This is a genomic window from Paenibacillus amylolyticus (assembly GCF_050990605.1).
GTDB classification, from domain to species: Bacteria; Bacillota; Bacilli; order Paenibacillales; family Paenibacillaceae; genus Paenibacillus; species Paenibacillus amylolyticus_H.
Genome location: NZ_CP158832.1, coordinates 1,836,759 through 1,856,045, shown reverse-complemented (window position 1 = coordinate 1,856,045; position 19,287 = coordinate 1,836,759). Strand labels below are relative to the sequence as shown.

The following is a 19,287-nucleotide window of genomic DNA, read 5'->3' as shown; positions in this document are numbered from 1 at the left end:
TCTCCCTAAGCTGATATATTTAATTATAAAGTTCGATACACTTTTTATAGAACATGCCTTTTAACAAATTTATATCCCATACTTTTCTTCTAAGTATCTATCGTATGCCTGCTCAGCAAGATCTTCCTCAATCAAACTACGATGCATCTCAGCAATTTCGTCGGAATAATCATCTATGGTTATTTCATATCTTGCATCCTCAAACATATCTCTAAGGTCTTCATTGTATTCAACAAAAAAATCATAAGATAATTCATAACCAATCTGTAATTTTAACAGAAGTTCCTGTACTTCCTCACTGGTGAGACTAATTTCGTAATGCATAAATTGATTTCTTATTTTGTTTAAATACTGAACAACTGTCTCAAAATCTTCTGATATATCATAGCCACATAAGTATTTGGCTCTTCTGATTCCCTCATTCAATGTAATAGTTTTGAGAAGTGGGTTTGCCTCGAAAACATTAGACAGTCCTTTTGATAACATTATCTTTCTTGCCGTCATATATTTATCGAGATCTGTAAATATAAGATATTCATCGTAATCCTTTAAAAACAGCTTAAAAAGTATTTCTATTCCATGATTTAACGACATTACAGCATCTTTTAAATTGTGTACTTTTCCATCCTCTAGCATCTTGATCTTTTGCATTGTGAGAAAAGCAGCCTTAAATGAATCTACTCCATTTTCGGCCAATCCCATGATCAACATTCCGATCACTCCCAAAGAGTTTTATAAGATAACTTGCGTCAACTATCCAGAATACTTGTTCACCGTTATCGGATAATGATAGACCTCAATATCCTCTGCAATGAACCCTCTTCGTTGAGCTGCTAACAGTGTCTCATACATGTTCTGTCGTCCTACAGGATTATCAGTATGTATGTATATCTTATCTGCCCTTAATCCATGCTCACAAAAATACTTAACCAAGTCATATCCATTGGGTAGCTCTTTACCATCTACATCCTCACCGAGATCATGGTCTAATGTTAGAATAGCCACTTCTCTAGTCTTAAGAATGTGTATTGCTTCATAATATGTACGAGCGACCACAAAGCCTTCTAGACAGTCTCTGAGGTCGTCTACATAGAGGTTAATCTTATCTGTCATGGTCGCACATCCTTTCCTCTGAAACACATCTTTTACTTACTGTCTTTTCATTTGACTCTCAGTGTAATATTTAATTTCTCCTTGCTTTTCAAGTTTCACTGTGTACCAAAGACCACTACATTCGACTATGCTCCCTTTTCCGTCTGGTGTGATAACTCTGTCGCCTAGATAAAAATTGCTCATTCTTCGTCCACTCCAATACTGTTAAGTTGAAATAGCCATTTGATTAAGACTCAGCAGCCAACAACTCAGCAACTCGATCCAACTCATCTTGACTGTGGATAGTTCCACCGTTGTTCATTTGTAGATACCATTCAAGAACCTCTTTGCGTGTCTTCAGGTTGTTCACATGAAAACTCAAACGGATTAACATGGGAATCTTATCTTCAAAGTCCTTGTAAAGATAACCAAAAGCTTCGACTTGATTTTTAAGGAACCTGAGACATGCTGTAAGCCGTTGCAATCCATCTACACATACAAACCAACCATCACCTTTTCCGCTTGTGTTCTGCCAGTTTGTATGATTAAAATAGATATCTAAGCCTGACACGCCTTCGCGTAGCAAATGCTCTATATAAAGTTCCTGTTGTCGTTCCGTCCAGACATGTCCACGTTGAAAATCAGGATTTAACTCAAGTCCCATTTCCTCGATATAATCATCGATTGTACTCTCCAAGGATCTTAAAGAAATATCAACAGAATAATTATTACACTGTATGTATGGCTCAATGTCCTTAAATTTCATATTTCATCTCCTTTCTACAGTCTCAATCAAACAGTCATTTTATCTTCTCATTTGCTTTTTCTAATTGCTTTCTGAACTTATCTAATTTTGACTGTCTATCTCCTCTGCCTTTATTGACTTCATTTTCGAAAATATTAACTGCTCTTTCCAAGACTCTTATACCATCAGCATATCGTTTCATTCTATTGTATATAATGCATAAGCGATCGTACGGAAAGTTTCCCTCAAAACCCTCATTAACATTTTCCTCATACAGTTCAATTGCTTTATCAATCTGACCTTCTTTTTCGTAACCCTTACCTATCAAATTCCTTTCAACCTGCATTTCAAAGAGTTTTTCATAAGTAATCAATTAAGACACCTCTTGGTAATATTGTTTTATCTAATCATTTTTAAAATGATGTAGATCTTCAAGCTCAACATAGCCTATCCTGCCAGTTTCATCAAACTTAATTCTAGCTTTCAATGGATTATTTAACCTATCTACTTTAAATCCCACTAACATACCCACTTTGTCTCGATGTTTGAGTTTGTTTGGATTATCAGGAACAACTTTATAAATTCCTCCGTATTCCAATGTTACCTTGCGAACTAATTCACCCTTATGTAGAGCCTTAATAGTACATTTAAGTGGCTTACCTGATTCCTCTGAATAAGATTTAATGTCATACAGCATGATCATTCACCCTTTTAATGAAAGTATTATTTCAGTAAGAATATCTTTAAAATTTATAATAATGACTTATTTGTACATACTACACTTGCATCTCACAGTACATTTAACTTTGCTACCACAATTATACAACAACAAGTGTCCACCTACCTATGTTTTATGAAGCAAAATGTCACCTTATATATAAATAGAAAAAGACTCATCCACATGGACAAGTCTATCAGCTTACTACTTACTCTCAATCAACCTGATTTGTTTCTCTAACTCTTCCAATAGTGGTTTAGCAGCGGTAATAATGTATTGGACTGATTCATCAATTATAGGCACTATTTCCTCATCTACAAACTTATCTGATAACACTTTATATTTTGTCCAGTCGTATGATCCTGAAGGCTCTGGACTCATTTTTAATAATGCTGTCTGAATTGGTGCAAATTGCATAGGGATCGTGTCAATAGCTGTGTTCAATGATTCATATCCTCTTAAATATTCCCATAAACCATTTAACATAGCTTTATGTTCCTTTACGTTAAATAACGGATTGTTAACAATCAACTTTCCTGTTAACGATTCTTTAATGTAATACTTATTCTTTGCATTATAGTGTGTAATTACAGTTTTCAATTCATGTCTTAGCATATGTAGCAACTTAATGCGCTGATTCTTTTCATCCTTTCGCTCTTTTCTGTCTGCCCTCCAATTAGCAAGAAACCAACCTATAAATACTGCTATCAGTGGCATTGCAACGCTCCCAATTACACCACTTTTCCACACAGACATTAACCAATCCACTATCTAATCACTCCCTATGTATGATAGGAATATTATATCATTCGACACGTTCAAGTTGGACTTTACGCTCACGCAGGCAAGAGTTTTTAAGGTGGGTTGTTTTCCCCATACGGTGGGGAAAGGCGATTAGGTAAATCCTATTTGGGATTGGCTGAATTCGTGGAGTATCATATAACCAAGATGATGCACATGATTGAAGTGGTAAGGAGCCCCTTCTTCAAGGAGGGGGCCATTTCAGGTTGCTGTGAACAACCACGACCTTAAAAACCGTGGATATGGTGTACATAGTCACTCAGCATGCAGGTGGATATGGTCTTACCTTCTAAAAGGGACAAACTACGAACGCCCTCAAAGGCGAACGTATCACTTTTAAGGGAATCGTTCACTCTAGGACTGATTGTCCCACAGACCATTACGAGAATGTTCTCAGATATACCGTGAAAAGGACATGACATTGCCCCAAAATTGTGCCGAATTTAATCTTGAATCCAGGTAGTTGGACAGCTTCTAGCCAAAGTAATATCATTTGCAAGTATCAATGACTCTATCAGAATACTTTCCAATCATTACTAACCCATATTGCATTTTCATCGTTTCTGCTAACAGTTCTTCCATTTACATCTTGAGACAACATAATAAATCGGTAATCTTTCTTTTCTACTCGCGTTCTTTTTTCTATCTCTAGATTTACTTCAATAGTTGTATTTCCCAGAGCAACATCATCAATTGAATTAAATTTAAATGATTTAAGGAATCTTTCCTTAAAATGTTTTTTAATTCGTAAAGGCGGTTTTATCTCACTTTTACTTGGCGGGAGTATCTCTGCCATTTTCCCATAATTCTTCTTCATCCAATAATTCAAAAATTCATTCAATGCATATTCTGGAGAATCCACTTCAAAATTTTCTGGATCAGTAGATATGGAACTTCTAGGCATCCAATTTTTTAAAGACTCGCTTTTTTCTACTCTCTCTGCTAAGTCAGATAACGTCATTGTTGGAGCCTCTTCTGGGGCAGCAATTTCTCCTTTTTCAACTTTTGTTGCCCAATCACCTACGGCAAAAAGTAGTGCCCATGTTTTCGCTGCTACAGTAATATTATCGTAACCTAGATCAGTTCCATGAAGTATGCCGTGTCTGTAAGGAAGTGTAATTTGTTCAGTTCTAGTTTTTCTTCTACCTGTAAATAATATGCCCTTTAGTTTATCTAGCCCTTGACTATTGGCAGCAATAGAATTCCATGCCTGTAACGTGTTTTTTTCTGCTGAAATCCCACTATGGTCTGGATGCAGATCATTTACCAGTCCATCCGTTAACGATAAAACAACTGGAATGGAGGCGTGATACCTTCCTGCTAGATAGTCATCTAATGCTAATTTTATTAAACGTATACGAGGTTCGAATGCTTTTATTTTATTCAAGTCAATTAGTAGTTTCATTTCAATTGTTTCTTTATTGTAGTAATTAATCAAGACCTCTTCTGCTCCTGCGAAATCTCCTGCTTCAGCTTTTTCAATAGCATTTTCTGCTACAGTAGCGCTCATTGTGTCGTAGATGATCCATCCGTGATCCACGAACAATTCATTAAATCGATCTGGCAAACTCAATAATTTCTCACCTTTTTCAAAATCAATTTTCCCAAATCCCTCCTTTACTTTATCTACATCAACACCAATCATATCTAAAAAAGGTTCAAGCACTGGTATCGCTTGTTCAAAGGCTTTTGCGCCCTGAACCATTTCATCAATTTTCTTTATACTTGGGATATCTCTAAGTTTACTTGTTAACCCGGTTGGTTTTAGTTTTTTTCTTTGACTCATTTTTTCCTCCTACAACTTATAGTCAATCTGATCATCATGTAACTTTTTCGTTAGTTCGTTTATGATAACTATCGGACTATGTGACTCTATTACAAGTCGAGCAGCACTTACAAACCACCCATTATTTATATATTTTTCAGTGTAAATTTTTGCCCGATTAAAAAAAGCCGAATTAAACTCTTCTAACTCAACATTCAGATAATCATAAATACCATCTATTATGTAATTTTCCGCTTCTCTTCTTGAATTGAACCTAAAAGCTCCCGTCATTCCCTCATAGTCAAGTAACTCTTCCACCATAGACTTGACCCACTTTGACAATATCTCATCATCAACCTTTTTTGATAATTCAATAATTCCAGAAGAGCTGCTCATAATAAAAATCTCTCGTATTAAAAAAGTCTCTCTGATTAACTTGGATTTGTTAATGAACTTTGTGAAGAAGGCTCCTCTTTTAGGTCTTTTTTTATAACCGAAAACTCTCCACGTCCAATCATCCAAAACCATTCTTGATGAAATACCAGTCAGTTCTGATAGTAAATCTTCTATATTTCGTGCCATCCTTTCACTCATTATATATGATAGGAATATTATACCACTTACAATAGGTCTTTATACTCTGGCTCTCTGTCAACTTAGGCCAAATAAAAAAGCACCAGGAAGGTGCTTTTGGGGAATGAATTTGTTAGTCATTTAAATAGTATCTATCGATGATTGCATCTTTCAATTTGTTCCCTTTACCATTCATGTATGCTTTATGTTGTTCTAAATTCCCGAAACTATCCTTCCCTATTGAAGGTTTTTCAGAGCTATCCCTTTGTCCCATGAGATAGCCAGCAATTCCAAATGAAGCAGTCATAAAAATATCCCGAGGAGAATCCATATCTTTAGGAAATGCTTCCATACGTAAATTTCTACATCTGTTTGCCACTCTTTCTGTACTAAATGATATAATTTCCATCGAGTGAGCAAAATCATTCCGTATCTTTCTAATTAAATGAAGATACCTCTTTGCATCAGGGGATATAAGACCAAGTAAATAACAAAGTTCTATTTTACCGGAAAAAGATGCGAGCGGACTTGTCCCATTACATAAATCATTGAAACCATCTTTATCATCTATACAGTTAGCCTCTAATAAATCCTTCAAGCAATTATCCAAGTAAGAGGCAGCTAACAGAACACATCCTCTATCTGATTCTTTGCTTAACTCTATATTAAATATAATGACAGCATGTAACTCATCAACCTCTTGAGTTACTGAGAAATCTTCGTTTGACATGCACTTTCCTCCTTAAATTAAATTATTCTCTGTAACTTCGATTCCTAAAATATATTTACAAACACTCAATTCTTCCAGGCATTCAGTACACTTAATGCTCCAATTATTAATTATTCCATTCATTAGCTCATGACTGATTAAAACTCTTTTGTTGCAATGATCGCAGGTGAGGAAAATATTAGTTCCTGTTTCCTTTGCCAAATCCAAGATTTTATATGGCTCCTTCTCTATCTTCTTAGCACTATCAAAGTCAGGTGATATTTTGCCGTACTTAGCATAACGTACAGAGCGATTGAACAGTAACTCAAGTTCAGTTACATCAGTTATACTTATAAAAAGCGCTTCGCAAATTTCAAGCGAATATGTTATTAACATTGGCATAACTAGATAGTAGTAATCCCAATACTCATTCCAATTATCACTATCTGCAAATATAAAATTAAGGTTTCCTTGTGCAGTTAAATAGTTCCGAGAAAAAGTAGTTACAAGGTGCATAGACTGGCTCCAAATTCTTGGCAAACCAATTAGCTCTTTATTATTAAATCTAAGTGTATAAACTAAGTTGTTTTTATTAAGATTCTCACCCATATACGTTTTTTCAGCTGCAGAATCCATTATTTTTTGGATCCTTGACTCATCAAATATTTTCTTACTAGCTACATCATACTGCTCAGCAGATTTAGTCATAAAAGTGCTATAGAACTCTTCGCTATCATCTAGCAACCACTCCAAGTATAATAGATTGTCACGGATTGGCTTTCTGAGCAGAGAATAAGCAACTGAAACCTTTCCTCTTTCGGCGCAACTTAATGACTCATATAGGTAAAAACAGAAATCTGATAGCAAACTGAAAAACATATGACTTACAAACATCTTAACCGAGGTTTCATGATATCCATTTTTGTCCATCCAATCAAACATGTCTTCTGCACTCTCAAAAGAATGTGCTGCTTCTTCGTTGTCAAACTTCAAAGTAACACTGGTTAAATTGTATTGATCAGCTTTTCTAGGCATATCAGCAATAACATCATATATATAAAGCAAATAGTCTTGAGTTTCCCAGTGTTTATCATGTAAAAAGTTATACTCCATAATTCACCCTCCTCAATTTTCTGTTAGTTAACTCACTTTATTTACAGAATATCTCTGAAATACTGTCTTGAACAGGGCAAATGTATTACTAGATAACAAAATAACAAAAAAGGACAGCGCAACTTTGCACCATCCTTTAACTATGCATATCCTGTTTACTCATCGCCTTATCCATTAATTGTTTCTGTTTCCTGATCAATGTGAGTTCCTCTCTAATCTTCATCCTACGTTCAATTGTGATGTCTAATCGTGATCCCTCTTTAACCAAGTCATGATAAAAAGTATCCAAGTCAGTTGTACTGTTATTAGTAAGTCTTAGATTGATAAACTTCTTTTCATTGATTGCCTTTGCACTCTCCTGATTATTTAACTTTCTATCCCACTGATACGGAACATCCCTGTACTCCAAATTCATTATCGTTTCAAACAGTGTTTCTTCATAAAACATCCAACTTATATCCCCTTCCTATGCCGCTGAAATCAATGTGTCTTCAAGAATCTCTGTGTACATCGTTTCCAGAACAAAGGATTGTCTCTTATGATTTTGTCTCAATTTAGTATCCATAACCTTCATTAACACTGTCCATTGTGGCTGTCTTGCACGATCCAGTAATGCTAATGTGAGCATAGCACATGGTGAAGGATATCTGAAGAATACATCAATGGCTTCACGTTGCATCTGAAAAGTATCTAGTGTCCAGTAAGATTGCTCTTGCTCTGATAAGTTGTAATACTCTTCTTCATAACGCTTGTAACGATGCTCTTTAATTAGGTTCTTGATAAATTGTATTGGTTTCATATGTTTATCCCCTTTTCGTCACAAACTGTGCTTATTTCAAAACTCACTACCAATTTGGTACTACCTTATAAATGTGAATCAAATCGTCATTTCACAGAATTTTTATGTATAATCTTGTTGTAATCAGATTCATAAGATATTTTACGTCACAACGTTATCCGTTCGAGTAAATGTTAATGACAAAATTGAATTTACTTATATAACGCTGTCAATGCACTATTAAGATGAATTGAGTAATCCGCTTGTTTCAGTTTAACCAACTCTTTTAGATCGATGTTCCATTGCTTTATACGCTCTTCATGTGCAGGGACAATGCTATGTTTAAAATATTGCCGTAACGCTTGAATTGGATTTAACAAGTACATATCAAGAAACGACTCATCTGACATTGGATTAAGACAAAGTTGCTCTTTCCTCATTTCTTGTAGAAGATCGAAAACTTGGTGCCCATTGGGATCAAATGGAACACGCATCATGAACTCATAGCGCAACTCTTCAGTAACTAAGATAGATCTAATATTGTCGATAAGAGCAATAGCCTTTTTGCTTACGTTGCAATCAACAATAACCTCTTCAATTGTCCAAATTGGTCTGATATAGTCCGTTATCATGGTAGATAGCTCCTTTACTGGGTGAAATGGATGGAATGATAATTGCCAATGCCATATGTATCGCTTCTTCAGAGTTCTTCTTTTTTGTGGTTCCCCTTGTCAACCTCAATATACAGTACTGAATATTGTATTGTCAATTATATTTTAAATATATATTGATTATTGTATAATATAAATCAACACAGTAGGAGGTAGTTACGTGACCACATATAAAGGCAAACTTAATAAAATTCGTGAAGAAAGGGGAATCACCCAATCACAACTGGCTGTTGCTGCGGGAGTACCACAACCATACATTTCTAGATTCGATAAGTCCGAACAACACAACATCAAAAACCTGTTTGCTGTAGCAAACGCATTAAACCTTAAAATTGATGAACTTTTTGAAACAGATGATTCTCAATCAGCTACCATCACAACGAAAAATCAAGCTAAATAAGGTCCCATCTCTGGAGATTCGAGGTGGGGCTTCGTAATACAGTTTTGACATTCTGTCAAAAGCCTCTAATCTTCTACAAATTGACGAGTGCCTAGTTCAAGAAGAAAGCAGAGATACTTTTTCACATAAATGCGAATTAATATATAAAGGATATGGATGGTTGGAAAGATGTGAAAAAGTAATTTTAAGAAATCTGAACAATGTACTACACAGTTATTACAAGCCACACATTAAAGTTAGATTACAGGGTTGCATGTTAATTAATCCAGATCACCTCCAATATAAAATTTGGACAAACAAAAAAAGCCCTATTTCTAAGGCTTCTTCATAGTTATTTTTCTATGTGAATTTGGTTTTTCATAAAGAAAAGGTTGCCTAATTGGTTAAGTGTTCCCTTGCCCTAAATTACTTATACCCAATCCCCAAAATTAGAAAAGTGAGTCTAGACCGATTGTATCATGTTAAACAACAGACGTAAAATAAAATGAAAAACTTTTACCAACTATAATTTAATGATACGAAGTAAGGTAATCAAAGTTAAACGAACTTTCAGCAGGTCGGATTAGTTCAGTTTACATCTTATTCATAACTGGTTATCGCCATAAACATGGTATAATTATAATTACTAATTATCGTGAAAGTGGTGTATTTTATGCTTTCTAATTCAGCCAAAGAGATTATTGCAGTAACTAATATTACGTTGCTTGCAGCCCAATCTACTCCAAGACTGGTTTCAGAAATCCCGATTGGAGATAAGGCTGTTTCATTTGATGGACACATAGATGTGTTTTCAGATACTAGTGAGAAAAAAGCATCCTTCTTAGGAAAGGCTCCCGTCCAGGTTAAATCAACTGGGGTGTCTGAATTCTCCAGTGGAGTTATATCGTATGCTTTTGAAATGGATGACATTGCAAATTTCTTTCAAACTGGTGGAGTAATCCTTTTTGTTGGAGAAGTAAGAAGTAATGGTACTGTAAAACTATTTTACAAATCACTATTGCCTCTTGAGATTAATGACATTTTAAGAAGATTTAAAAGTCAGAAGTCAAGAACAATTCAATTGCGCCCACTTGAAGAAATCACACTTTATAATGTTTGTTTAAATTTTTTACAAGAACGAAATAGACAACCCTTAGAGTTGATTACTGAGAGAGCATTTGCTGTTTCTGATTTTCAAAATTATAAGCTATCCTCTCTTGACCCAGTTGATGAGGATAGCTTATTTAAAGAGAAATTTGCTTTATATGGCATGAAAAATGATGTACACATTCCATTATCACTTGCTACACTAGACGAGATACAAATGGGTGGAAGAGTAAGTTTTTCAACAGGCAATAATGATTACATATTCTCCACAAAATTGCAGATTCAAGACACTAATTTGATTCTGAATTTAGAAGATGCATTTGAAATTAATATTGATACTAAAATAGGGAAGTTTTCCTACCGTCATTTAGAAGTGCGCTCATTATCGGCACAGTTAAAATTGCAGCCCTTTCTCTTTGATCTTTTCTCCTGTAAAGAGGTACAATTCTTAAACCAATCTTTCAAATTTCCTTTCTTCTCAGGAATGATAGACGAATGGAAGGATTACCAAAGTTTCTTAGACGATCTGCAAGCAACTTTTCATTTTTTAAATATAGATTTTGACACAAAATTGAAATACGACGATAATTTTTTATTGCAACTTCATCATCTAATTAATCTTATACATTACAAAGACCACAGAATTGTTGATGGATATAAATTAGGCTTTGTTACATTTGATCTAGCAGAATATAAAATTATATTGCTGAAATCGAATGGGGGAGTGTACAATGCCTTCAGTCCAAACGTTTCTTTGATGAAAATTGAGATTCAAAGTGATGATGGAGAAAGATTCAGACATAGCCCTTATGTTCTACTTGAAGTAGAAGCATTAATATACGCACTTAATCTTGATTTAACGGAGATTAAAAACACATTTGACCAATTCAATCCATTTCTGAACACTACGGTACATGCCTATACAGATAGATTCTGCTTAAACTGTATTGAGGCCTCCTCGATGTCTGGAAAGTATGAACTTTTAGATTTAGCTCTTTATATCTATGACAAAGTTGTTGGTACTGTTCTAGAAAATAATGACGCAATATTAATCAATAGATACCAAATTAAAATATGGAAAGGTGAAGAATTGTCAAAAGAAGAGAGAGTAAATCTGATCTACAAGAAAAGAGATGCTCTTGTTAGAGGAGATCATAACCTTTATGCTTGTACGTGTATTTTATTAAACAATCCAGATGAGGCAAAAATGGCAATTGAAGCTTTGACTTCAGAAGAACAGGTAACTTTTAAGGAGTGGCCCATTTATAAATTACTACTTAAGCTAGATGATAATTAAAAAACAAACTACAAAGAGAGCCGACATCATTTGCTTCTTTTATTGATTGATTTAAAATATCTAGAGAATGTATAGAGAGTTACCTTAAATGAAAGCTAACTCCCTTAAAACGATTATTCTATGTATTATCTACAAGCTGCAGTTCTATAGCGCATATTCTCAACTTTCAATCCAACCATACCTTTAATCCTTACATATTCTTGAGCTAGACCTGCTTGACGTGAGTCATTGAACTGCTGAATCTTAGCATCAAGAAAACTAATTAACTCATTTCGGATATCTTCCATACTTTCAATGTGATCTTTCAATTTCTTGTTTCCATGATGTTTAGAATTCTTCCGTTTATATAGTAGGCGTGTCTTATGCTGTCTGTGAAATGCTAAGAACTCTTCGATAAGACTATAGAGCTTAGTGATATTGTAATCATCCAGATTAGTCATGAAGTTTGAAACATTATACTTAACTTGCTCATGTGTTGCTTCATCTGATATGTACATTCCATCCCTACGAATTGAAGGAAGGACTTCATTTGTTACCCATTTGCGGAACTGGCGAGAATTTTTTGCTTTGGATTCGAAAATTAAATCATAAAGATCTTCTTCCGAAATATAGGTATTGTCGAAATCTATTTCAGATAAGATTTCAAGCACAGAAAAGTTGTACGCAGCGTACAACCCAGTAATACCAAGAGTTTTAGATATATCTACAACTCGGCTTTTGTGAAGATAGGTTCGACCTTTTGACACAGTTGTATACCCCAAACTGATTCCAGCATCATACAAATTGAAAAGCACCTCTTCATTTCTCATCATCGTTCTAATTTGTCCAAACAATTCATTCTCAAAAGTTTTAATCACTAATCAAATCATCCTATTCTAGTTTTATATTTTATGTGCAAGCGACAGTCTGCATTCAACCTGTTAGCAGGCAGTATTCCATCCTTACATCAACTCAACTAGCTCGTCTCATCTGGTTATGTATTGTGTTGCATATCTTGCTATCTGATATTTAATTCCTCCTCTCATATACATTTTAATTCAAGAGGGGCCAAATCGTTAAGACTGATGGAAAAGAAAACATGAACATATAATAAAAAGCCACCCTCATAAGAAGGTAGCTCTTCCACTGACTTAACCTATACTTACATAGAATCCATTACTTCATCGATGTCGAAGTCCAGAGAGTTATCGCTGTAAATTACTCGATTTATTAAAAAGTTTCCAAAGATAGAGAGGGAAAGACTAATATGTGTTTTTTTCTTATCTACTATCCAATAGCTTTGGTAGCTTATCTTTCCAGCAGCTAAATCTTTCTCTTCGCCCTCATACATAGTAACACGTTTACCGCTTCGATTAAGAATGTCTCTGTTGTTAATAGATCTGTCATATGTATCAAATAGATCTCGCTTTAAACTGAAATATTCACCAATCAAGTCCATTGTAGTTCCATTTGTATTGTTTGGGTCAAATACATACATTGCACGGACTAATTTGTTTTTGTAAAACAAGTAATACAAATTCGCATTTTTTCTAAATCCTTTTGTTTTATAAACTAAGTAGGTGAAATCTTTACTCTTTACTGTTTCCAATATCTTTGATTTTTCTTTCTTTTTAACCTGATTGACTGTCATTCCCCAATTGACATTTTTAAAATCATACTTAGTAGCCGCTGTTGCTGGAGCAAATTGAGTCGAAGTAACGAGTAATAGTATTACTAAAAATGATAAAACTAACTTCTTCATATGTAGACCTCACTTCCTAATTATGGAATGATTATACCATCCCAAAAGGGGTGGGTCTACGGTATTAGAGGGATAAGAGGCAAGGAGGAAAGAACAACAAAAAGAGATTAGTCCACATTATAAATCCATACCAGTCAACAGCTTGCCCCACTTCTCAAACGTCACAAAAAACGTCACAAAATTGAATCACAACTGAATTTTTCGAGCTTTTTTCAAGTCCTTTCAAACACTTATGAAAACTAATGAAAGCTTGTCCCATATGGGTCCATGACGTATACCAGTACTTTTCGACTCTAATCCAAAATGGGATACGGTAGTTGCTCCGCACATGATATATCCTTTGGATGTATTAATCGTCAGCAACGTTGTTTTAGGCAGCTTGACTTCTACCCCAACCAATACATGCTCTCCAACTACAATAGGCTCCATCGTCACCATAATTTCCCGATCCACCTCCTCTTCCACAGGTCACGATAATTGTATGCCTCATTCTGGATTGTCGTGTGGACACCTGCCGTGTTTGAGAAAATGTAGGTACTTTCAGTTCAAATATAATGTTGGAAATTCCTCTCACATACTTAATTATAGATATATGCTTTAGTTGAAATATAAAAAGCTACCTCGGAAATGAGGCAGCTCTTATACTTATCATTAATATTTTTGAGTGTCTAAAAGTTTATCTCGGAGTTAACCATGTTTAATAAACATCCAATCAGCTTCTCGAGTTTAGGAGAAGAATTTAATTTAACTGGTCAAATTGGGCATCCATTAGAACGTATGCTCATCATTCTTTAATTTCCTTATCTCCGTTAACTCTCTTCTAATTCCCAGTACACGTCGATGAAGTACACTGCGGTCTATTGATTCAGTTACCGACTTTTTGAACTGGACATCCAATTCACTTAATGGCTCCTTAGCTAGTTTCCTTTTATGTATTGGTTTGACTTGATGATTATTAGTTTCAGCCTTGATCCGCCTCAATCTCTTTTGCTTCATAATCTGTTCAAATACGCTGTCTTCTTGACGCATGGTCTTCATTCCTTAATATGTGATGAACACATTGTATCATAACGAGAAGACGACTGTTACACAATAAAATACAGATGCTTAGAGTTGGCATGGAACTATTTTGAATTCAACATAATAATGGGAAGTAAAAGAACAGCCTTTACGGAGTTATGTTTGAGAAGACAGGTTGTATATTCCCTAAACCATCCCATACCAATTTAAAAAGCCCACCCTTTTCCCGACCCACCTCCTCTTCCACAGTTCATGATCATTATTTTCCTCATTCTGGATTGTATTGTAGACACCTTCGAGAAGACGTGAATAATGAGGTTCACTTGTAATATTTCCCCAATCGTTTCGGCATATTTCTACGTCTCTAGCACTATGATAATTTCATTTTTAATGATATAGTGGATTGAAGCGTTTTTTTAGCTGACATATCTTTTAACGGGGCTGGGATGAATGAAAGAAACCTTATCCAATCAAGAGGAAATCGGCTTTTTGTTTAATGTCGATATACTTATTAAGAGCCGCTCAAATGCATTGGCACTGCAGTCCCTGTTGGAGTTCATAAACAAAGAGGAACAAATTGCGGACTTTCGGATTCAATCCGGCATAGAGCTAGGCAAAATTATTGAAGTGACACTCCAGTCCAAGAAGGACTCTTTTGTCACACTTCACAATGAACGTAAAAAATCACAAGCCAATGCAGCACAGAAGGCGTCCAGCGCAACACAGACACCTACCTCACCTGCTCCAGCCAAAACACAGAACAAACAAGAAACACCTGCTGATGAGAAAAAGGCCTCTTCCCAAACATCCAATGTTTCCGATGGAAATTCGTTTGATGCGTGGATTGACACGCTCATTAAAGAGAATAAACTCACCCGTATTGTTGTCAATAACAAGAACGGTAAACATCAGAGCATTCCTTGCCGTATTTTGAATTTTGATCGGGATACTAGTATTGTGAGCATATACCATGTCGATGAAAAACAAGTATATACCTTCCGAACCAATGAAATTGATGAGTTTCTGTAACTAACTTCATCGAATTAAAACAAAAAGCAACTTGTGTTAGAATGACGGGACATTCTAACGCAAGTTGCTTTTTTAGTTCAATGATTCATGCAGAATTGAACCCTGCACAATTCCCGTCTGCCCAATCAGGAGCGATCCTTACCTCGCTGCCATACATCTAATGCCAATAACAACCATCCGGCAATGAAGGCTACCCCACCAATCGGTGTGATGGCACCCAGAATCTTGATGCCAGAAATACTAAGCACATACAAGCTGCCCGAGAACACGATAATTCCGATAAATAACAGACGCGCTGCCCACTTCAGTTTTGTAGATGCCCCAAGCTGACCAGCCGTCAGGCCAATAATGAGCAAGCCCAATGCATGAATCATGTGATATTGCACACCCGTCTCATATGTAGCGATGGCCGCGGGCCCAATCGTATCCTTGAGCATGTGAGCACCAAACGCACCAATCGCCACCGACAGCATGGTCATTACAGCTCCAAGCATCATCCATCTACGTTGCATGTAAGTTCTCTCCCTTAATTCAACTTTCACTCCCTTTATTGTAGCGAATCCACTCCTGCTTTACCAGTCGGACGGATCTTCAAAAATCATATGTCTGTTTATACTTAACAGTCGTATCCCTGCCCTATTAATTGTAGAAAACAAGCGTAAATCCTTGATTTTTATCAATTTTTATGGAAAAGTAACCAGGTATGTAATCGTTGTATTTTAAGAGAGAATCATTACTCATCGATTAGGTTAATAACACTCAGTACGATGATTAAGGGAGGCAAGTTACAATTATGGATAATCGTGATTCCTATAATTCAGGTTATAACAACACGGATCAGAACCCTGGCCATGCAGATCCATACAATAACAATGGGTATGAAGCATACCCGCCAGAGTATGAGAGGCAACCAATGGTACCACTGAAACATTCCGGACCTGGTATCGCCAGCTTTGTCATTGGATTGGTTGCGATCTTGGGTTACATTATGATATTCTTTATTGCCACCATGGCTATCAACGATTCCATCGGAGTTCTAACCCCGTTGCAGACAGAAGAGATCGCCTTGCATCCAGCAGTGGTTCTAGCTTCATTAGCCATTCTGGTCTGCCTGATTCTCAATCTGGCCGGAGGCATCCTTGGAATTATCGGTCTTGTCCTCAAGAATCGAAAGAAAGTCTTTGCCATTATCGGAACCATATTAAATGGCATCATGATTCTGTTATTCGTTGCACTTATTTTGGTAGGCATGACGCTGATGTAACGCTTTGCATCAGCGTCATGTTTCCTTATAATTAAATGAATGGGTTTACACATAAGTATAAGCTATATTTTTTGCCAAAATCATTGTTTTCAAAGGAGATTGACATGTCACGAATCAAAATTTTTGCGGACAGCACAAGTGATCTGGCTCCAGAATGGATCCAGCAGCACGATATCGGTATCATCCCCTTATATGTCGTGTTCGGTGAAGAATCACTGAAAGACGGTGCAGAGATTAAACCTGAACAGCTATATGAACGTGTCAGCCAAGATGGGCGCCTTCCCAAAACAGCTGCACCTTCCCCCGCTGATTTCATAACGGCATTTCAACCTTACATAGATCAAGGGGATGAGATTTTATATATCAGCTTATCTTCTGAACTTTCCTCTACCTATCAAAATGCACGACTAGCGAGTTCCGAGTTCCCTGAAGGTCGCATTTCGGTCATTGACTCACAAAATCTCTCATCAGGAATTGCGCTGATGGTGATGAAAGCTGTATATGCTGCCGATCAAGGACAAAACCTGACTCAGATTACACACCTGATTGAGTCCATGAAACCAAATGTACGCACCGAGTTTGTCATCGATACCCTGGAGTATCTGCATAAAGGCGGACGCTGTTCGGGCATGCAGAACCTGATTGGCAGCCTGCTCAAGATCCGTCCTGTCATCCGGGTAACGGATGGCAAGATGGCACCTGCCTATAAAGTGCGCGGTAAACGGGAGAAAGCGCTGGAACAAATGCTAAATAATACACTTAGTCAGAAGGATCAGATCGATCCAGATCTGCTGATCGTTGTGCACACCATGGCCGAAGAGGATGCGTTGGACTTGCAGAAATCTTTGCAGGAACAGACAGGTGCACGAGTGGAACTAACCACTGCTGGGTGTGTAATATGCAGTCACTGCGGCCCGAAAACAATTGGAATCATCTATAACACTGTTTAATAATATTACACGCAACATCGTATCGTATTACCCAATCCTTTCTTATGAATGTGTATGTGGTTACATCCAATACTTGGACTGGCATACAGCTACAACTAAAAAGGGCATTCCGAGCTTAATCGCTCAGGATGCCCTTTAACATTTTTGCTAAACTTTTGAATAACCTACATTTGGTCCATTGCTCATTATGATAATGGATCAATAACTTTTGGTCCGCAGATCATCCAGACTTTTGAATGCGTATCCTTGCTTGCGGGCCTCATCAATAATGGAACCCAGAGCTTCCGTGTTATCTTTGGATACCGAATGAAGCAAAATGACTGCGCCCGGATGGAGTTGTTTCAACACCTGTTGATGAGCATATTGTGCACCACGCTGCACGTTGGTATCCCAATCTTTATAAGCAACAGACCAGAACACGTTCACATAGCCTTGGGCATGACTCTCTGCGAGCGTACGATTGTTAAAAATCCCGCGCGGTGGCCGTAAAAAGGTCGCTTGTTGACCCGTCAGCCGATTGACCTCCGACTTGACCTTCTCAAGTTCCTCTCTAATCTTCTCATTGGAGATGCGGGTCATATCCGGATGACTCCATGAATGATTACCGACAATATGACCTTCAGCCGCCATACGTTTGACCAACTCAGGCTGATCTTTCAGATAATGACCTGTCACAAAGAAAGCAGCTGGCACCTTCTTGGTACGCAAAACATCCAGTATGGCAGGTGTGAATCCATTCTCATACCCGTTATCAAACGTGAGATACAATTCCTTCTGCTTTGTATCCCCCAGGAAAATGGCATCGTTATGTTGTAAGATCGATTTAAAGCCTTCCTGATCAATGGAGGGCAGTTGACCGTTTTGACTTTTTTTGAAGCCAAAGTGATACGCTCCGGTAACCGGTGATGCTTCAGTCTGTGCCGGTACCACACTGATGGATAACAGTCCCAACAGTATATATAGAACCATTCGCTTCATTCTATCCGCTCCTGTTCCTGAAAAATTCGGTTAGTCGTTTGCACACACGAATACCTCCAGGTAATATGCCACAGGAACGGCTAATGTATGTAAATCATCAACGATCGAAACGTTTATTTTCAGGTTGTGGCGGAGATTGATGGAACAATTCAAGTAAGGTCTGAGGTTTGCCACTGGAAGCAAGCCATTCCCTCACAGTCTGTATGGCACGGGTCTGTCCATCTCCCCGATCGCGCCATGTAAGCAGCTCGATAACTTTGATAATCAAGGCCGACATATTGTGATTATCCAGTTCAGACTGCTCTGCCCTCAGCTTGTGATACAAAGCCTCCTGCTCCCAATCCAACAGAATCTCATCACCAATGGTTGGCTTCAAAAGTGTATAGGCTCTGTCACAACCTTTACAACGAACCGTGCTGACCTGTTCATCTATAAATACCGCTCGGATATCCTGCTGGCAATCCGGACATTCGAACCCAACTTGTATGTTTTGTATGTTTTCGTTCATGACATTGTTCCTCCTGCGATATGAGCATTTTGCATCATTCGATGCAAAT

The 19,287-nt window shown here is 36.9% G+C and carries 23 protein-coding genes and 1 pseudogene; 5 read left to right on the top strand and 19 right to left on the bottom strand.

Annotation, left to right across the window (positions count from 1 at the left end):
* Positions 1 to 69: 69 nt before the first annotated feature.
* From ABTV53_RS08550 to ABTV53_RS08490, 13 genes are all read right to left on the bottom strand, one after another.
* Positions 70 to 711: a hypothetical protein gene (locus ABTV53_RS08550; RefSeq protein WP_433752305.1), complete on the bottom strand. Its 642-nt coding sequence runs from the start codon at positions 709 to 711 to the stop codon at positions 70 to 72.
* Between the two features lie 42 nt (positions 712 to 753).
* Positions 754 to 1,113 (bottom strand): cyclic-phosphate processing receiver domain-containing protein, encoded by a 360-nt coding sequence (locus ABTV53_RS08545; protein WP_433752304.1) that lies wholly within the window; start codon positions 1,111 to 1,113, stop codon positions 754 to 756.
* A 226-nt stretch (positions 1,114 to 1,339) separates the two neighbouring features.
* Positions 1,340 to 1,858, bottom strand: a complete 519-nt coding sequence (locus ABTV53_RS08540; protein ID WP_433752302.1) for a DUF262 domain-containing protein — start codon at positions 1,856 to 1,858, stop codon at positions 1,340 to 1,342.
* Positions 1,859 to 1,892: 34 nt separating this feature from the next.
* Positions 1,893 to 2,210 (bottom strand): hypothetical protein, encoded by a 318-nt coding sequence (locus tag ABTV53_RS08535; protein ID WP_433752300.1) that lies wholly within the window; start codon positions 2,208 to 2,210, stop codon positions 1,893 to 1,895.
* Positions 2,211 to 2,240: 30 nt separating this feature from the next.
* A complete protein-coding gene (locus ABTV53_RS08530; RefSeq protein WP_433752298.1) occupies positions 2,241 to 2,534 on the bottom strand; it encodes a hypothetical protein in 294 nt (97 codons plus the stop codon).
* Between the two features lie 225 nt (positions 2,535 to 2,759).
* Complete coding sequence (locus ABTV53_RS08525; protein ID WP_433752297.1) at positions 2,760 to 3,323, bottom strand: hypothetical protein; 564 nt, start codon at positions 3,321 to 3,323, stop codon at positions 2,760 to 2,762.
* Between the two features lie 547 nt (positions 3,324 to 3,870).
* Entirely contained in the window at positions 3,871 to 5,142 is a 1,272-nt protein-coding gene (locus ABTV53_RS08520; RefSeq protein WP_433752295.1) for a hypothetical protein, read from the bottom strand.
* Between the two features lie 9 nt (positions 5,143 to 5,151).
* Positions 5,152 to 5,703, bottom strand: coding sequence for a hypothetical protein (locus tag ABTV53_RS08515; RefSeq protein WP_433752293.1), 552 nt, complete (start codon positions 5,701 to 5,703; stop codon positions 5,152 to 5,154).
* A 124-nt stretch (positions 5,704 to 5,827) separates the two neighbouring features.
* Positions 5,828 to 6,424, bottom strand: a complete 597-nt coding sequence (locus tag ABTV53_RS08510) for a hypothetical protein (RefSeq protein ID WP_433752291.1) — start codon at positions 6,422 to 6,424, stop codon at positions 5,828 to 5,830.
* Between the two features lie 12 nt (positions 6,425 to 6,436).
* Positions 6,437 to 7,516, bottom strand: coding sequence for a hypothetical protein (locus ABTV53_RS08505; RefSeq protein ID WP_433752289.1), 1,080 nt, complete (start codon positions 7,514 to 7,516; stop codon positions 6,437 to 6,439).
* 136 nt (positions 7,517 to 7,652) lie between these two features.
* Complete coding sequence (locus ABTV53_RS08500; protein WP_433752288.1) at positions 7,653 to 7,964, bottom strand: hypothetical protein; 312 nt, start codon at positions 7,962 to 7,964, stop codon at positions 7,653 to 7,655.
* An 18-nt stretch (positions 7,965 to 7,982) separates the two neighbouring features.
* Positions 7,983 to 8,315: a hypothetical protein gene (locus ABTV53_RS08495; RefSeq protein ID WP_433752287.1), complete on the bottom strand. Its 333-nt coding sequence runs from the start codon at positions 8,313 to 8,315 to the stop codon at positions 7,983 to 7,985.
* Between the two features lie 191 nt (positions 8,316 to 8,506).
* On the bottom strand, positions 8,507 to 8,926 hold the full coding sequence (locus tag ABTV53_RS08490; RefSeq protein ID WP_433752285.1) for a hypothetical protein: 420 nt from the start codon (positions 8,924 to 8,926) through the stop codon (positions 8,507 to 8,509).
* A gap of 199 nt (positions 8,927 to 9,125) precedes the next feature.
* Between ABTV53_RS08490 and ABTV53_RS08485 the strand changes: the two genes are divergently transcribed.
* Positions 9,126 to 9,365 carry a helix-turn-helix domain-containing protein gene (locus ABTV53_RS08485; protein ID WP_433752283.1) on the top strand — a complete coding sequence of 80 codons (240 nt, stop codon included), beginning with the start codon at positions 9,126 to 9,128 and terminating at the stop codon, positions 9,363 to 9,365.
* Between the two features lie 652 nt (positions 9,366 to 10,017).
* Positions 10,018 to 11,748 (top strand): hypothetical protein, encoded by a 1,731-nt coding sequence (locus ABTV53_RS08480; RefSeq protein ID WP_433752282.1) that lies wholly within the window; start codon positions 10,018 to 10,020, stop codon positions 11,746 to 11,748.
* A 125-nt stretch (positions 11,749 to 11,873) separates the two neighbouring features.
* Here ABTV53_RS08480 and ABTV53_RS08475 read toward each other — a convergent pair whose 3' ends face one another.
* The 3 genes and pseudogenes from ABTV53_RS08475 to ABTV53_RS08465 form a co-directional block, all read right to left on the bottom strand.
* The gene (locus tag ABTV53_RS08475; protein WP_433752280.1) at positions 11,874 to 12,605 is read right to left on the bottom strand and encodes a BRO-N domain-containing protein; all 732 of its coding nucleotides are present in this window, start codon (positions 12,603 to 12,605) and stop codon (positions 11,874 to 11,876) included.
* A 284-nt stretch (positions 12,606 to 12,889) separates the two neighbouring features.
* Positions 12,890 to 13,489, bottom strand: coding sequence for a hypothetical protein (locus ABTV53_RS08470; protein ID WP_433752278.1), 600 nt, complete (start codon positions 13,487 to 13,489; stop codon positions 12,890 to 12,892).
* A gap of 309 nt (positions 13,490 to 13,798) precedes the next feature.
* A pseudogene (locus ABTV53_RS08465) lies at positions 13,799 to 13,927 on the bottom strand (DUF1805 domain-containing protein); the annotation flags it as partial.
* Between the two features lie 1,032 nt (positions 13,928 to 14,959).
* Between ABTV53_RS08465 and ABTV53_RS08460 the strand changes: the two are divergent.
* On the top strand, positions 14,960 to 15,538 hold the full coding sequence (locus ABTV53_RS08460; RefSeq protein WP_421897566.1) for a hypothetical protein: 579 nt from the start codon (positions 14,960 to 14,962) through the stop codon (positions 15,536 to 15,538).
* A gap of 125 nt (positions 15,539 to 15,663) precedes the next feature.
* Here ABTV53_RS08460 and ABTV53_RS08455 read toward each other — a convergent pair whose 3' ends face one another.
* Entirely contained in the window at positions 15,664 to 16,050 is a 387-nt protein-coding gene (locus ABTV53_RS08455) for a DUF423 domain-containing protein (protein ID WP_091032639.1), read from the bottom strand.
* A gap of 281 nt (positions 16,051 to 16,331) precedes the next feature.
* Here ABTV53_RS08455 and ABTV53_RS08450 point away from each other — a divergent pair, with 281 nt between their 5' ends.
* Both ABTV53_RS08450 and ABTV53_RS08445 read left to right on the top strand, forming a co-directional pair.
* A complete protein-coding gene (locus ABTV53_RS08450; RefSeq protein ID WP_433752277.1) occupies positions 16,332 to 16,802 on the top strand; it encodes a hypothetical protein in 471 nt (156 codons plus the stop codon).
* 104 nt (positions 16,803 to 16,906) lie between these two features.
* Entirely contained in the window at positions 16,907 to 17,752 is an 846-nt protein-coding gene (locus ABTV53_RS08445; protein WP_433752275.1) for a DegV family protein, read from the top strand.
* 198 nt (positions 17,753 to 17,950) lie between these two features.
* Here ABTV53_RS08445 and pdaA read toward each other — a convergent pair whose 3' ends face one another.
* Together pdaA and ABTV53_RS08435 are read right to left on the bottom strand one after the other, a co-directional pair.
* A complete protein-coding gene (pdaA, locus tag ABTV53_RS08440; protein ID WP_433752273.1) occupies positions 17,951 to 18,730 on the bottom strand; it encodes a delta-lactam-biosynthetic de-N-acetylase in 780 nt (259 codons plus the stop codon).
* Between the two features lie 97 nt (positions 18,731 to 18,827).
* Positions 18,828 to 19,238, bottom strand: a complete 411-nt coding sequence (locus ABTV53_RS08435) for a hypothetical protein (RefSeq protein ID WP_433752271.1) — start codon at positions 19,236 to 19,238, stop codon at positions 18,828 to 18,830.
* Positions 19,239 to 19,287 lie beyond the last annotated feature (49 nt).

Coding starts and splice junctions, on each gene's coding strand:
- ABTV53_RS08490 (WP_433752285.1), bottom strand. CDS start 8,926: ATGATAACGGACTATATCAGACCAATTTGGACAATTGAAGAGGTTATT.
- ABTV53_RS08515 (WP_433752293.1), bottom strand. CDS start 5,703: ATGGCACGAAATATAGAAGATTTACTATCAGAACTGACTGGTATTTCA.
- ABTV53_RS08550 (WP_433752305.1), bottom strand. CDS start 711: ATGTTGATCATGGGATTGGCCGAAAATGGAGTAGATTCATTTAAGGCT.
- ABTV53_RS08435 (WP_433752271.1), bottom strand. CDS start 19,238: ATGAACGAAAACATACAAAACATACAAGTTGGGTTCGAATGTCCGGAT.
- ABTV53_RS08540 (WP_433752302.1), bottom strand. CDS start 1,858: ATGAAATTTAAGGACATTGAGCCATACATACAGTGTAATAATTATTCT.
- ABTV53_RS08450 (WP_433752277.1), top strand. CDS start 16,332: ATGGATAATCGTGATTCCTATAATTCAGGTTATAACAACACGGATCAG.
- ABTV53_RS08460 (WP_421897566.1), top strand. CDS start 14,960: ATGAAAGAAACCTTATCCAATCAAGAGGAAATCGGCTTTTTGTTTAAT.
- ABTV53_RS08510 (WP_433752291.1), bottom strand. CDS start 6,424: ATGTCAAACGAAGATTTCTCAGTAACTCAAGAGGTTGATGAGTTACAT.
- ABTV53_RS08505 (WP_433752289.1), bottom strand. CDS start 7,516: ATGGAGTATAACTTTTTACATGATAAACACTGGGAAACTCAAGACTAT.
- pdaA (WP_433752273.1), bottom strand. CDS start 18,730: ATGAAGCGAATGGTTCTATATATACTGTTGGGACTGTTATCCATCAGT.
- ABTV53_RS08545 (WP_433752304.1), bottom strand. CDS start 1,113: ATGACAGATAAGATTAACCTCTATGTAGACGACCTCAGAGACTGTCTA.
- ABTV53_RS08480 (WP_433752282.1), top strand. CDS start 10,018: ATGCTTTCTAATTCAGCCAAAGAGATTATTGCAGTAACTAATATTACG.
- ABTV53_RS08495 (WP_433752287.1), bottom strand. CDS start 8,315: ATGAAACCAATACAATTTATCAAGAACCTAATTAAAGAGCATCGTTAC.
- ABTV53_RS08500 (WP_433752288.1), bottom strand. CDS start 7,964: ATGTTTTATGAAGAAACACTGTTTGAAACGATAATGAATTTGGAGTAC.
- ABTV53_RS08470 (WP_433752278.1), bottom strand. CDS start 13,489: ATGAAGAAGTTAGTTTTATCATTTTTAGTAATACTATTACTCGTTACT.
- ABTV53_RS08445 (WP_433752275.1), top strand. CDS start 16,907: ATGTCACGAATCAAAATTTTTGCGGACAGCACAAGTGATCTGGCTCCA.
- ABTV53_RS08455 (WP_091032639.1), bottom strand. CDS start 16,050: ATGCAACGTAGATGGATGATGCTTGGAGCTGTAATGACCATGCTGTCG.
- ABTV53_RS08520 (WP_433752295.1), bottom strand. CDS start 5,142: ATGAGTCAAAGAAAAAAACTAAAACCAACCGGGTTAACAAGTAAACTT.
- ABTV53_RS08530 (WP_433752298.1), bottom strand. CDS start 2,534: ATGCTGTATGACATTAAATCTTATTCAGAGGAATCAGGTAAGCCACTT.